Raw genomic sequence first — 12,657 nt, forward strand, 5'->3', positions numbered from 1 at the left:
AAACGTAGGGGCGACCACCGACAACGCTGACGGAGTGTCAGTCCGGGGGTGGGATGATGGCCGTCATGACTTCCGCTCCCCCGGCACCGACGGTCCCGTTCTCCCGCATCAAGATCCGCACCGCGGCCCTGGTGTTCTGCGGGGACGAGGTCGCGCTCATCCGCCGCGACCGCGCCGGCTCCACCCACTACAGCCCGCCGGGCGGGAACGTGGAGGACGGCGAGGACCTCACCTGCGCCCTGCGCCGGGAGCTCGCCGAGGAACTCGGCCTGGACATCGGCCTCGCCGAGGGCGGCGACCTGCTGTGGGTCGTCGACCAGCGCGTCACCCGTCCCGGGCCCACACCGCCCCCGCGCAAGCTGCACCTGATCCACCGCCTGCACATCACCCCCGAGCTGCGCGCCACCCTCGCCGAGGAGGAACTGGACGAACAGCCCGACGGGAGCCACGAGGTCGGCGTGATCGAGTGGATCGACTACCGCGGGGCCGCCGGGCTCCCGCTCTTCCCGCCGATCGGTGCCGCTCTCGCCGCGCTGCCCGACCCCCGCGCGGCCACCGCCGACGCCGCCCTGGCCGCCGTCACCGACGACAACTACACGTGGGTGTGACGACCGGCGCGGCCCGGCGCGGTCAGGGGGTCCGGCGCGGGCGCGCGGGGCGGTGCGGGCGGCGGCGGGCGGCGGGGGCCTCCGGGGCGGCCTGCGGTGAGGAGAACCCGCCCGCGACGGGCAGGGGGACCGCCGCCGGTGCGGTGGCGGGCGCGGGGACCGAGGCCGCGGGCGGGGCCTGACGGCCCTGGGGCTGGGACCGGCCGAGGATGGCGGTGTGCGCGATGAGCGGTGCGCAGGACTGGCAGATCTCGGCGAGCGTCCAGACCTGTCCCACGGCCGGGTTGTGGACCAGGACCAGGAGGGTGGAGCCGGTGCACTGGGTGCGGGCCTCGTGGAGCGCGCACTGCGCGGCCCGGCAGGCGCACGCGGTGTCGGGGCGTACGGTGGCCAGCCGGGCGTGGGCCCGGACGTGTTCGGCGGCGAACCGCTTCAGGGCCGCGGTGTCCTTCGAACGGGGCGGCATGCGGCAGGCTTCGGTGCTGCAGGTGACGGAGGCGCTGTGATCGGCGTGGCCGGTGAGCCGGACCGTCCAGGTCCGGCCGGGCACGCGGGATCCGGGCATGAGGGTCAAGTCGGGGTCCGATCGTCGTGTTCCAGGTGGGTCGGTCGCACCGACGCGGTGCCGATCGCGGCGGGGTGGACCCCGCGGGCTGTCGTCGCGGGCGGCGTCTGCGGTTGCGGCGCCGGGCAGCGGAGAAACGGACATCGCGCGGCCTCGGACCTGGGGTCTTCGGTCTTTTTCGCACGTGGCCGCGGGCTCTGTCAATGGCGCGTACCCGTCCGGCCGCCCGCCGGACAGGAACGAGGGCGGCAGCGGGGGCGGGAACGGGGCGGATGTGCCCGGGGTGCGCTCGCGGTGCACCCGGGGTGCGGTCAGTTCGGCCGGCGGGGCGGGCGGGTGAACCGTACGGGGACTCCCGGGGAGTACAGCACGCTCACGGGCGGGCCGGCGGGCGGCCGCAGGCCGGCGGCGGCCACCAGGTTCTCGTCGCAGCCGAGGAGTTCGGCGCGGTGCAGCGGCCAGCGCGGGTGGCTGTTGGGCAGGTACAGCAGCCGGCCGCCGAAGTCGCTGTGCATGCCCCAGCGGGCGGTCAGGAAGTGTTCGAGGGCGGTCGGCTCCTCGATGCGTTCGCCGGTCCGCACGGTGATCGTGCTGTGCGCGCCGCGCGGGCCGGGCCAGCGCCGGCTGCTGGTGTAGGTGAGGGTGGGGCCGTCGCGGCGGACCGACATGCGTGACCACACGTACGGGAGGCGGAACGCGGTGCGGGCGGCGAGGACCGGGAGGAGGCGGGAGGCGTCGAGGGAGCGGAAGACCACGCCGCGGCGGCCGTGGGCGTCGACCGAGTAGAGGCGGACGTTGGTCTCGGGGAAGGAGCCCAGGTAGGGGATGCCGGGGAGGCGGAACCAGCCGACGCGGTGCATGCGGAACGCGACGAGGCCGACGTAGGTGAGGCCGTCCAGGGTGTCCGGCGTGGTGCCGGCCGGGAGCAGCGGGGCGACGTCGGCGGGGTCGGCGGGCCAGTGCAGGAAGGCCAGGTCGAGCCAGGACTGGGTGAGCAGGGGCCTGTGCGCGCGGGCGGGGCGGGGCGGATCGGCCGTTATCGGCTCGGCGGGCCCGGCAGGCTGCTCTGCGGGCCCGGGAGGCTGCTCTGCGGGCTCGGGGGGCTCGGCGGGCGGCGTGGGCGGCATCGCGTCAGTATCCCGCAGGGTGCTGGACCGCGGTTCCCCGCCGCGGGTGGACGCCGGCGGCGGGGAACCGCGTACGGCTCAGGAAGCGGGGGCGGGGGCGGGGGTGGGGGTGGGGGTGGGGCAGTATTCGGCTTCCATGATGGCCTCCGGGGCGGTCGGCAGGCTCCAGTCCCCGTTGCGGTTGTAGGCGAGCTGGTGGCCGCCGTTCTCGGTGGTGACGGCCAGGGAGGTCGAGCCGACCATGCCTCCGCCGTGGCCCCACAGCGTGGTGCCGCAGCTCGTGCGCATCCGGGTGATGCCGAGCCCGTAGGCCATGTCGGGGCGTTCGCGGATCTCCACCGTGGTCTTCATGGCGGCCAGCTGGCGGGGGGCGAGGAGCTCGCCGCGCATCAGGGCGCGGTAGAAGCGGTTGAGGTCGCCGGCGGTGGAGATGATGTCGCCGTCGGCCCGGCCCTGCGAGCCGTTCATCTCGGTGACGTCGTCGATCCGGTCGGGGGCCTGCGCGAACAGTTTGGAGTAGGCGCGGCTGCTGGGGCGGGGGATGTGGATGCTGTTGCCGGGGTTGGTGGTGGCCTTGAGGCCCAGGGGCCTGATGATGCGGTCGCGGACCTCGGCCTCGTAGGAACGTCCGCCCGCCTTCTCGATGATCAGCGCGGCCAGGACGTAGTTGGTGTTGGAGTACGAGAAGCGGTCGCCGGGAGAGAACAGCGGCGGGTGGGAGAGGGCCACCTGCACGTGCTGGGCGGGCGGCAGGGTGTCGTAGCGGTGCCGCAGGTAGCCGTCGCCGAGCATGTACGTCTGCAGGTACTCCTCGTCGGCCAGGTAGTCGAAGAGGCCGGAGGTGTGGTTGAGGAGCCGGCGCACGGTGATCGTGCCGCCGTCGTTGCCGTTGCCCCTCACCAGGCCCGGCAGATGGTGCTCGACGGTGTCGTCGAGGCGGAGTTTGCCTTCCGTTTCCATCTGGAGCAGGACGACGGCCACGAAGGTCTTGGTGATGCTGCCGATCCGGAACCGGTCGTCGGTGCCGCGGGGGGTGCCGGTGGCCAGGTCGCCGACGCCGGAGGCCGCCTTCCAGACGCCGCGGGTGTCGCGGGCCTGGGCCGTGATGCCGGGGATGCCGGCCCGGACTTCGGCGTCCATGGCGCGCCGGGTCGCCGCGTGCCCCGCCCGCGCGGCGGCCCGGTCCGCGGCGGGGTCCGGGCCGGGGTCGGGGGCGGCCTGGGCGGGGACGGTGAGGGTGGTGGCCGCCATCGCGGCCGCCGCCAGGCCCACCAGGGCGACCCGTGCGGCCGTAGCGGTCGTGCGTAACGTCATGCCGTGCTCCTTCGCGGTCTGGGTGCTCGCTGGAACTGCTGCGGCTTTCCCCGGGAACCGGTGGGGTCCACCCGCCGGGCAAGACCGCGGAGGGCCGGTCGGGGGTTGAGCGCGGGCCCGGGCCTCACCTCCTGGGTGTAAGGCGGAGTCAACTCCTGGTGGGACGACGGGAGCGGGGCGGGCGGCTACGTTGGCGGCCGTTCGCGACGCCCGTCACCATCACGGAGGTGCGCAAGCATGCAGACCCGTTCCGCCGTCGCCCCGCGCGGGCGCGTGGTGGGGGCGATGGCCCTCGTCCTGACCGCGGTCACCGCGCTGACGGGGGCCGCGCCCGCGCCCGCGACCGCGACCGTCGCGGCGCCCGCCGACTCGGTGTCCTCGGCCGAGGCCGATCCGCCCGTGCCCGTCCTGTCCTGGGGCCCCTGCACCGGCCCGCAGGACGGCTTCGAGTGCGCGACCGCCCGGGTACCGCTGGACCACCGCCGGCCGGGCGGGCCCACGATCGCCCTCGCCGTCACCCGGCGGCCCGCGGCCGACCCGGCCCGCCGCACCGGTGTGCTGCTGCTGCACCCGGGCGGGCCGGGCAACTCCGGTGTGGACTTCGCCCGTAACAGCCACGCCGCCCTGCCCGCCGCCCTGCGCGACTCCTTCGACGTCGTCGGCTACGACATGCGGGGGGTGGCGCGCAGCGGCCAGGTGGAGTGCTGGGACGACAAGGAGTACGCGGCCGCCGTGGACGCCGCGCGCGCCGTGCCCGGCCCGGGTGCCGTGCACCGGGCCGTCCGGCAGGGCGCCGACTTCGAAGCCGCCTGCCGGCAGCGCTCGGGCGGCCTGGTGCCGTTCGTCGGCACCGGCTTCAACGCCCGGGACATCGACCTGCTGCGCCGGGCGCTGGGCGAGGAGACGCTGTCCTTCTACGGCCGTTCCTTCGGCAGTTACGTCGGCACCCTCTACGCGGCGCAGTTCCCGCGGCGGGTGCGGGCGATGGTCCTGGACGGGGCCTACGACCCGCGCCTGTACGCGGAGGTGCCCTACGCCTACGACGCCGCGCAGTTCGCCGCCCTGGACGCGGCGGTCGGCCGGTTCCTGGACTGGTGCGCGGGCAACGCGGCCGTCTGCGGGTTCGGCGGGGGCCGGCCGCGGCAGGCCTTCGACGACCTCAAGCGGGCGCTGGACGCGAACCCGGTCATCACCGCGAGCGGACGTCCGGCCACCGGCTACACCCTCGCCTACCGCCTGATGTTCAACATCAACGCGGGCAAGGAGATCTGGCCCTACCTGGGCGAGGCGCTGCGGGCGGCGCAGGCCCGCCAGGCCTCGTTCCTGCTGTCCCCGCCGTCGCCGGCGTCCTTCGACTTCCTGACGGTGAACACGGCCGTCGAGTGCGCCGACCGCGTCTACCCGGCCGGCCGGCTGCTCCTGGGCGCGCTGGTCGGCGCGCACGCCGCGTCGGCTCCGCTGCTGGGGCCCCCGATCGGTCTCGGGCCGCCCACCTACGACCACAACCACGCGCCGGCGTGCGTCCAGTGGCAGGCGGACCGGCCGAGCCGTTACGAGGGCTCCTACCGGGCGGCGGGTTCCGCGCCGATCCTGGTCCTGGGGACGACCGGGGACCCCGACACCCCCTACCAGGACGCCGTGGCCCTCGCCGGGACGCTGGAGAACGGCCGGCTGCTGACCTTCGCCGCCGAGGGGCACACCGCCTACAACCGCAGCGCGTGCGTCAGCGCCCTGGCCACCGGCTACCTCGCCACGCTGACGCTGCCCGCGCGGGGCACCGTCTGCGCGGACGAGGCGCCCCCGGAACCGGTCGGGCGGCGCGCCGCGGGCCTGGAGGTCGACGAGACGCGCGATGTGATCCCCGTGCTGCGCTGAGCAGCGGGGCCGCAGCGGGGTGGGGTGGGTGTGGGGGCCGGGCGGGATGCGGTCCCCGTCGCAGCCATGAGGGCCAGAACCGCACCCCGCACCGGTCACCTACCCGACCCCGCCCGGCCGACACACGCCGCCCGGCCCGCCCCGCCCCGCCCCGGCCCGGGCGGGGCGGGGCGGGGCGGGGCGGTCACAGGGTGCCGTGCCGGGGGTCGTAGACGACGGTGAAGTCCGCGGCCGTCTCCGCGTACTTCTCCAGCTGGTCGCGGAGCACGGCCGCGGCCCGCGGTTCCCGCAGCTCCAGCTCGGCCCAGCCGGTGAACCGCAGGTGCGCGGGCATGGCGACGAGGCCGGTGATCGCGTCCCAGAACGCGTCCGGGTTCATGCCGTAGAACGGCGGGAAGCCGAGTTCCCGCTTGAGGACCTCGTGGAGGTCACGCTCGCTGCGGACCGGGCCGACGTCGATGACCAGCCGGCGGGCGGGATCGTGTGCGGGGTCCTCGGGGACGCCCCAGAACGAGGGGAGCCACCAGCACAGGACCGCCCCGTCTTCGGGCCAAGGACGCAGCTCCGTGTCCCCGGAGTCCTCGAAGAAGTCGGTGGCGGGGTCGATCGGGCGCCAGGCCGCGTCCAGGGGTTCGTCGTCCGCTGCGGGCCTGGCGAACCGCCTGCCCCGCTGGTCGCAGGCTTCGTAGGCACGGAAGTTGAGCTGGGCCTCGACGAGCGACACGTGGTTCGCGCCGCGCGGCATGAACGGCCGGCGGAACTGCTCCGGGTCGTCCTGCCAGGAGCAGACCGGGCAGATGGCGTAGGAGCCGGGCCAACCGTCTTCGGTGTCGAAGACGAGATGACCACAACAGGGGCACGGGCGACGGGTGTCCACCGGACCAGTCTGCAAGGTGCCGTGACGGGCGGCGGCATGGGCCCGCGCCGGACATGCGGCGGCACCTCGCAGAGGTTGCCTCTGCGAGGTGCCGCACTCGACCGCCGGTTGCCGGCTGTTGGTTGCCGGTCAGCCCTGGGTTCCGCCCTGGGTGCTGCCGGCCCCGCCACCCTGGGTTCCACCCTGGGTGCTGCCGGCGCCGCCACCCTGGGTACCGCCCTGGGTGTTCCCGGTGCCGCCACCCTGGGTACCGCCCTGGGTGTTCCCGGTGCCGCCACCCTGGGTACCGCCCTGCGTGTTGCCGGTGCCGCCACCCTGCGTGCCACCCTGCGTGTTGCCGGCCCCGCCACCCTGCGTGCCACCCTGCGTGTTGCCGGTGCCACCGCCCTGCGTGCCACCCTGCGTGTTGCCGGTGCCGCCACCCTGCGTGCCACCCTGCGTGTTCCCGGTGCCACCGCCCTGCGTACCGCCCTGCGTGTTCCCGGTGCCACCGCCCTGCGTACCGCCCTGCGTGTTGCCGGTGCCACCGCCCTGCGTACCGCCCTGCGTGTTCCCGGCGCCGCCACCCTGGGTTCCACCCTGCGTGTTCCCGGCGCCACCGCCCTGCGTGCCACCCTGGGTGTTGCCGTTACCGCCACCCTGGGTCCCGCCCTGGGTGTTGCCGTTGCCGGCGCCCTGCGTCCCGCCCTGGGTGTTGCCGTTGCCGACCTGGGTGCCGCCGATGGTGTTGTTCGAGCCGCCGATGATCGTGTTGTTGACGATGTTCGTCACGTTGTTCGTCACCTGGTTCACCACAGAGGGCGCCAGTCCGAGCTTCTTCGCTTCCGAAGCCGCTGCCTTTCGACCGATGGCGGCTGCCTGTGCCTGGGAAGCTCCGCCGCGCGCCGCCTGCTGGGCCGCGGCCGTGCCTCGTGCCGTTGCCGCTGCCACGTCGGTCTTCGTGGAGACCGAGGCGGGGCCCGTTGCCGCGCACCGGACGGTTCCCACGGAGACCGGACCGCTTCCGGTGATTCCGACCCGGATGTCGCCCTTCGGTCCGGCGGCGACGCGGGCGATGGTCTTCCCGTTGCGCTTGACGTCGTAGGTCTGCTTGAGGACGAAGCCGTTGCCTCGGACCTCCCCGTCCTTCAGGCTGCATACCGCCGCAGGGGCTGCGGTCGGAAGTGCGGAAGCCTGGGAAGCGAATGCCACTCCCGCCGTTCCGGCGAGTATCGCGGTGACACAGGAAAGACCGGCAATGTTGGCGACGCGCTTCTTCCTCGACATTTAAATCTCCTTTGAATGATCGACCCGGATTTCTGAGATTCTCTGCGAGCCGGGGATTCGGCTTGTCCGGTGTCTCAGTTCCGTCTGATGGCCGAGCGGTTTATCTGTCTCCAGATTGCCGTTTCCGGGCGCGGGGCGAAAGCGACGGAGATTCGGGACTTGACAAATTCAGATTCGGGTGGGCGGTCGCATATTGCCTGGTGGCGGCGGGTTTCCGTTGCCCGCGGTGGGGCCCAGTGGGGGCCGTATCGCTGCGTTGTCGGGGTGGACCGGGCGCGTTCGCCGGTGTTTCCTCGCCCGTCGGGGCGGGTGCGGGGCCGGGTGGGGTCTGGACGCACGGGTCCAGCCGTTGCCGCCCCGACGTGGGTCGGGGCGGCAACGGCTGGAGGGGACGGCATCGCCTCGCAGAGGGAGCCTCTGCGAGGTGATGCGCCATTCGGCCGGCTTGGTCAGCCCTGGGTTCCACCCTGGGTGTTGCCGTTGCCGCCACCCTGCGTACCGCCCTGGGTGTTCCCGTTACCGCCACCCTGGGTTCCACCCTGGGTGTTGCCGTTGCCGCCACCCTGCGTACCGCCCTGGGTGTTGCCATTGCCGCCACCCTGCGTACCGCCCTGGGTGTTGCCGTTACCGCCACCCTGCGTACCGCCCTGGGTGTTGCCATTGCCGCCACCCTGGGTTCCACCCTGGGTGTTCCCGTTGCCGCCACCCTGCGTACCGCCCTGGGTGTTCCCGTTGCCGCCACCCTGCGTCCCGCCCTGGGTGTTGCCGTTACCGCCACCCTGCGTACCGCCCTGGGTGTTCCCGTTGCCGCCACCCTGCGTACCGCCCTGGGTGTTCCCGTTGCCGCCACCCTGCGTACCGCCCTGGGTGTTCCCGTTGCCGCCACCCTGCGTACCGCCCTGGGTGTTCCCGTTGCCGCCACCCTGGGTTCCACCCTGGGTGTTGCCGTTACCGCCACCCTGCGTACCGCCCTGGGTGTTCCCGTTACCGCCACCCTGGGTTCCACCCTGGGTGTTGCCATTGCCGCCACCCTGCGTACCGCCCTGGGTGTTGCCGCCCTTGTTGCGCTTCTTCTTCTTGCCGTGGTGGTTGCCGTCGTGCTTCTTGTGGTCGTGCTTGTTGTGACTGACGACGCTCTCCACCGACGTGGTGGGGGCGGCCATCGCGGAGGACGAGGGGACGAGGATCCCGCCGGCGATCGCGGCGGCCGCGACGGCGGTCGCGAGGCGGAACCGGCGCTTGGGGCGGGTGGACTCAGACGTCTCGAACTTACGGTTCATGATTTTCTCCTGATCGGAATCGGACCCTGAGCGGGTTCCGAAAGATTCGCTTCCTCCGCGATGTGGGGATTGTTCCCACTGCGTCTGCGACCTCGTTTCCTTTTCGGTGGGGCCGCATATCCAGTAAGCCCTTCCACCGCGACACCGGTCACGTTCCGGGAATTCGGGGCTTGACGTTTTCGCGGATGCGGGTTACCCGGAAATGGAGCTGTCGGGCCGGTCCGTCCGCGGTGGCGTGAAAACGATCATGGGGGCCGTCGTCGGGGCGCGTGATCCCTATGCTGACGGGATGCTCGACATACCTCTTTCAGCGCTGGAAGTCGCGATGGTGCAGACGGGCACCCGCGCCGTGGACACCCTGCGGGACACCGCCGCGTTCGCCCGGGAAATGGAGAGGCTGGGCTACCGCCGCCTCTGGTACGCGGAGCATCACCACTCCCCCGCGATCGGCGCGTTCCCGCCGGTCGTGCTGACGGCGCACGCGGCCGCCTCGACCTCGGTGATCCGTCTCGGTTCGGGCGGGGTGCTGGCCCCCAACCATGCGCCGATCACGCTGGCGGAGCAGTTCGGGACGCTGGCCGCCCTGCACGAGGACCGTATCGACCTGGGCATCGGCCGCGGTCCGGGCACTTTCGAGGAGGCCATCGCCCGGGCGCTGCGCCGCGGGGCCGGGCCGGCGTCGGACGCGGAGTACCGGCAGGACGTGGCCGCGATCCTGTCGTTCCTGGTGGAGGAGGTAGCGCTCGGTCCGCTGCCGGAGCCTTGGCTGCTGGCTTCCAGTACCGCGGGGGCCGCTCTCGCCGCGGCGCTCGGGCTGCCGGTCGCGATAGCGCACCACATCCGTCCGGACAACACCCTTGCGGCCGTGGAGGGTTACCGGGCGGCGTTCGCCCCGTCCCGCTGGTGCGAGCGGCCCCGGGTGCTGCTGTGCGTGGAGACGGTGTGCGCGCCGACGGAGGAGGAGGCCGTGTGGCGGGCGGGTCCGATGAACGTCGTCAAGGCCGGGCTCCTGCAGGGGCTGAGCCAGACGCCGTTCCCCACGCCCGCGCAGGCGGCCGCCCATCCCTTCACGGAGCAGGAGCGGCAGGCGCTGGACGGTTTCCGTGCGCAGCAGGCGGTCGGGGCGCCCGAGGCGGTGGTGGGGCGGCTCGCGCAGCTGGCCGGTGAGGCCGGGGCGGACGAGTTGATGCTGGCCACGCCCGTCTACGACCTGGGTGACCGGATCGCTTCGTATGAGCTGGTCAGGAAGTACTGGGGGGCGGCGACGGCGCCGTAGGCGGGGCTGCGGGGGCCGGTTTCTCGTACACCGGAATCGTTTCCGCAGGTGCGTGCGAAGGGGTGGCGGGAGCGGCTGTTACAGGGCCTTGAACCCGTTCGGCGCAGTGGTGCGGGCCGTGGCCGGGCCGGGGTCCGCGGGCGGGGAGGGCGGCTGTGCAGGCGTGCCACCGGCTGGTGGCGAACTGCCGTGGCCTGGGCGTCAATCCGGTGTGACGGCTGCCCACTACAAGGGAGAGTTACGGACATATCCGGATTGGGAAACAGGGGGTGGGTGGGCGGTGTCCGGGTGTCGGCGGGGGCCAGAGTGTGGCTCCTCGGCCAGACGCCGGGAACCGTTTCAGGCCAGACCGGTACGCATCCGCACCCGTAGGTGTGCGGGTGCGGGTGCATGTCGCCGGTCGGGGCCGCCCGTTGACGTCGAAGGGGTCCATCCTCCATGTCTGCTTCCCTCGCCACCCGCCGCGCTCTCGCCGCCCTCCTGGCCGCCGGCACCCTCGTCGGCGCCGCCGCGCTGCCCGCCGCGGCCGACGACCACCGCCGCGACCAGCGCGGCCGGCACTCCGCCCTCGTCATCGGCGACGTCCAGTACGACAGCCCCCACCGCGGCGACCGCTCCCACCGCGCCCTCAACCGCGAATGGGTCGAGATCAAGAACACCGGCCGGAACAGCGTCAACCTCCGCGGCTACACCCTCACCGACCAGCAGGGCAACCGCTACCGCTTCCCCGACTTCCGCCTGGACGGCCGCTCCGCCGTCAAGGTCCACACCGGACAGGGCCGCGACACCCGCCACGACCTCTACCAGGACCGCAACCGGCAGGTCTGGAACGACCGCGACACCGCCACCCTCCGCGACAACCGCGGCAACGTCGTCGACACCGAGTCCTGGGGCCGCCGCGGACACCAGCACCGCGGCTGATCCGGCCCGGCGGTCGCCCCGACGGGGACGGTGACCGCCGGCCGCGGGGGTGCGGCGTGTCACGGCCGGGCGGGCCGTGGCACGCCGCACCCGTGCGTGTGCGTGTGCGTGTGCGTGTTGTGCCCGCCGGGGGGTGCCGTGCGGGCGGGTGCATTCGGGTGGCGGCGTGCCGTGTCGGGCCGGTGGTGCGGGCCCGGTTCGCGATGCTGGGCCGGGTCCCTCTCCCCACGGCGAGTAGGAGTACGGCATGACGGCGGACGCGGTCGGGCGTTTCCTGGCGGCTCTGGAGCCGCAGCGGCGGGAGGCCGTGGCGGGCAGGCCGCGCGAGGAGCAGGAGCGGCTGGCGGCCGCGTGGGAGGAGGAGCTGGGTTCGGACGACGAGCTCGACATCCTCGACGAGCTCTCTCCGCCCGCGGCGGAGGCCGAGGCGGCCCGCCGGGTGATGGACCGCGAGGCCTGATCCGGCCTCCGCCCGCCGCGGCCGGGCCCGGCGGGCGGGTGGGTAGGGGCTGGCGGTCGGTCCCGGGGCTGGGGAAGACTGCGGCGGGTGCGTGATCATCTGGAAGTGTCCCCGGGTCTTCGGCTGCGGCGCTGGTCTCCGACGGACGCCGGGGCGGTGCTGGCGGCGTTCGCCGATCCGGTGATGGCGTGGCAGGCCGGTGAGCCGATCGTGGCCTTGCCGGCGGCGCGGCGGTGGCTGGCGGCCCGGGCGGAGCAGTGGGACGCGGGGTCGGCTTTCGCCTTCGCGGTCGTCGACGGTGCGGACGCGGTACTGGGGAATGTGGCGGTCGGCGCCGTCGACCGGCGTCACCGGACGGGCTGGGTGTCGTACTGGACGGGTGCGGCGGCCCGCGGGCGGGGCGTCGCGTCGGGCGGCTGCCGTGCGGTGGCCGCCTGGGCCTTCGAGGACGCCGGCCTGTTCCGGCTGGAGCTGGGCCACCGGGTCAACAACCCGGCGTCGTGCCGGGTGGCGCGGGCTGCGGGCTTCGCGGTCGAGGGGGTCCAGCGCGGCAAGCTCGAGTACGACGGGGTCCGCCACGACGTCGAACTGCACGCACGGCTGGCGACCGACGCCGTACCGCCGCCCGTACGGCCGGGGCGGACCACCGCCGGCTGAGACGGCCGGGCCGGCCCCCGGGCGCACCGTCCCCGGGCCCCGGGCCGTGGTGTCCGGCCGCGGCGGGCGGGTGCTCGTCGTGGGGTTCCCGGGGCGCCGGATGAAGCCGCGGGCGTCGCGCCCGGTGGGTCCGGACGGAGCGCGGGCGCGCGGCAGCGGCGGTTGCGCTTCCGGGAGAGCGGCGGGTGCTCCCCGGGTACGTGGCGGGGGGGCGGCCCGCCCCTCCCCGGTCGGGCACGGGTGAAGGCCCGGCCGGGGAGGGGCGGGCGGTGCCGGTCGGGCCCGCCGTGTGCCGGAGGGTGTGGAGGTTTCGCCGTGGTGGCGGGCGAGGGGGCTTTCGGCCGTCCGACGGCCGGCCTGCGAGCGGCCGGGGGGGGCGGCCGCCGGGCCGGTCGGGGGACTCGGCGGGCCGCGATTGCGTGCGGGGTGTG

At 74.0% G+C, this 12,657-nt stretch carries 12 protein-coding genes; 6 read left to right on the plus strand and 6 right to left on the minus strand.

Features of this window, described 5'->3' with window-relative positions; all coding sequences use genetic code 11:
- Positions 1–65: 65 nt before the first annotated feature.
- On the plus strand, positions 66–608 hold the full coding sequence (locus OHA91_RS00490) for an NUDIX domain-containing protein (protein ID WP_266505844.1): 543 nt from the start codon (positions 66–68) through the stop codon (positions 606–608).
- Between the two features lie 22 nt (positions 609–630).
- On the opposite strand, the gene OHA91_RS00495 is transcribed toward OHA91_RS00490, so the two are convergent.
- From OHA91_RS00495 to OHA91_RS00505, 3 genes are all read right to left on the minus strand, one after another.
- Positions 631–1,173: a hypothetical protein gene (locus OHA91_RS00495; RefSeq protein WP_031154739.1), complete on the minus strand. Its 543-nt coding sequence runs from the start codon at positions 1,171–1,173 to the stop codon at positions 631–633.
- A gap of 311 nt (positions 1,174–1,484) precedes the next feature.
- The gene (locus tag OHA91_RS00500; RefSeq protein WP_328738255.1) at positions 1,485–2,300 is read right to left on the minus strand and encodes a YqjF family protein; all 816 of its coding nucleotides are present in this window, start codon (positions 2,298–2,300) and stop codon (positions 1,485–1,487) included.
- A gap of 78 nt (positions 2,301–2,378) precedes the next feature.
- Positions 2,379–3,614, minus strand: coding sequence for a serine hydrolase domain-containing protein (locus tag OHA91_RS00505; RefSeq protein ID WP_328738256.1), 1,236 nt, complete (start codon positions 3,612–3,614; stop codon positions 2,379–2,381).
- 237 nt (positions 3,615–3,851) lie between these two features.
- Here OHA91_RS00505 and OHA91_RS00510 point away from each other — a divergent pair, with 237 nt between their 5' ends.
- A complete protein-coding gene (locus OHA91_RS00510) occupies positions 3,852–5,489 on the plus strand; it encodes an alpha/beta hydrolase (protein WP_328738257.1) in 1,638 nt (545 codons plus the stop codon).
- Positions 5,490–5,673: 184 nt separating this feature from the next.
- Here the strand turns inward: OHA91_RS00510 and OHA91_RS00515 are convergent, their stop codons facing one another.
- The 3 genes from OHA91_RS00515 to OHA91_RS00525 all read right to left on the minus strand — a co-directional run bounded on the left by OHA91_RS00515 (position 5,674) and on the right by OHA91_RS00525 (position 8,912).
- Positions 5,674–6,366: a CPCC family cysteine-rich protein gene (locus OHA91_RS00515; protein WP_107064775.1), complete on the minus strand. Its 693-nt coding sequence runs from the start codon at positions 6,364–6,366 to the stop codon at positions 5,674–5,676.
- Between the two features lie 129 nt (positions 6,367–6,495).
- Entirely contained in the window at positions 6,496–7,632 is a 1,137-nt protein-coding gene (locus OHA91_RS00520; RefSeq protein ID WP_328738258.1) for a hypothetical protein, read from the minus strand.
- Between the two features lie 449 nt (positions 7,633–8,081).
- On the minus strand, positions 8,082–8,912 hold the full coding sequence (locus tag OHA91_RS00525) for a hypothetical protein (RefSeq protein WP_328738259.1): 831 nt from the start codon (positions 8,910–8,912) through the stop codon (positions 8,082–8,084).
- A gap of 289 nt (positions 8,913–9,201) precedes the next feature.
- Between OHA91_RS00525 and OHA91_RS00530 the strand changes: the two genes are divergently transcribed.
- From OHA91_RS00530 to OHA91_RS00545, 4 genes are all read left to right on the plus strand, one after another.
- A complete protein-coding gene (locus tag OHA91_RS00530) occupies positions 9,202–10,188 on the plus strand; it encodes an MsnO8 family LLM class oxidoreductase (RefSeq protein ID WP_031154753.1) in 987 nt (328 codons plus the stop codon).
- A 438-nt stretch (positions 10,189–10,626) separates the two neighbouring features.
- Positions 10,627–11,109 carry a lamin tail domain-containing protein gene (locus OHA91_RS00535; protein WP_031155608.1) on the plus strand — a complete coding sequence of 161 codons (483 nt, stop codon included), beginning with the start codon at positions 10,627–10,629 and terminating at the stop codon, positions 11,107–11,109.
- 247 nt (positions 11,110–11,356) lie between these two features.
- A complete protein-coding gene (locus tag OHA91_RS00540; protein ID WP_328738260.1) occupies positions 11,357–11,569 on the plus strand; it encodes a hypothetical protein in 213 nt (70 codons plus the stop codon).
- Between the two features lie 105 nt (positions 11,570–11,674).
- Positions 11,675–12,226: a GNAT family N-acetyltransferase gene (locus OHA91_RS00545; protein WP_381628381.1), complete on the plus strand. Its 552-nt coding sequence runs from the start codon at positions 11,675–11,677 to the stop codon at positions 12,224–12,226.
- The last annotated feature ends 431 nt before the right edge of the window (positions 12,227–12,657 follow it).

Origin of the sequence: Streptomyces erythrochromogenes (genome assembly GCF_036170895.1) — a bacterium.
Classification (GTDB): domain Bacteria; phylum Actinomycetota; class Actinomycetes; order Streptomycetales; family Streptomycetaceae; genus Streptomyces; species Streptomyces erythrochromogenes.

Bases quoted from the DNA above. Each gene is read 5' to 3' on its own strand.
- OHA91_RS00490 (WP_266505844.1), top strand. From the start codon at position 66: ATGACTTCCGCTCCCCCGGCACCGACGGTCCCGTTCTCCCGCATCAAG.
- OHA91_RS00495 (WP_031154739.1), bottom strand. From the start codon at position 1,173: ATGCCCGGATCCCGCGTGCCCGGCCGGACCTGGACGGTCCGGCTCACC.
- OHA91_RS00500 (WP_328738255.1), bottom strand. From the start codon at position 2,300: ATGCCGCCCACGCCGCCCGCCGAGCCCCCCGAGCCCGCAGAGCAGCCT.
- OHA91_RS00505 (WP_328738256.1), bottom strand. From the start codon at position 3,614: ATGACGTTACGCACGACCGCTACGGCCGCACGGGTCGCCCTGGTGGGC.
- OHA91_RS00510 (WP_328738257.1), top strand. From the start codon at position 3,852: ATGCAGACCCGTTCCGCCGTCGCCCCGCGCGGGCGCGTGGTGGGGGCG.
- OHA91_RS00520 (WP_328738258.1), bottom strand. From the start codon at position 7,632: ATGTCGAGGAAGAAGCGCGTCGCCAACATTGCCGGTCTTTCCTGTGTC.
- OHA91_RS00525 (WP_328738259.1), bottom strand. From the start codon at position 8,912: ATGAACCGTAAGTTCGAGACGTCTGAGTCCACCCGCCCCAAGCGCCGG.
- OHA91_RS00530 (WP_031154753.1), top strand. From the start codon at position 9,202: ATGCTCGACATACCTCTTTCAGCGCTGGAAGTCGCGATGGTGCAGACG.
- OHA91_RS00535 (WP_031155608.1), top strand. From the start codon at position 10,627: ATGTCTGCTTCCCTCGCCACCCGCCGCGCTCTCGCCGCCCTCCTGGCC.
- OHA91_RS00540 (WP_328738260.1), top strand. From the start codon at position 11,357: ATGACGGCGGACGCGGTCGGGCGTTTCCTGGCGGCTCTGGAGCCGCAG.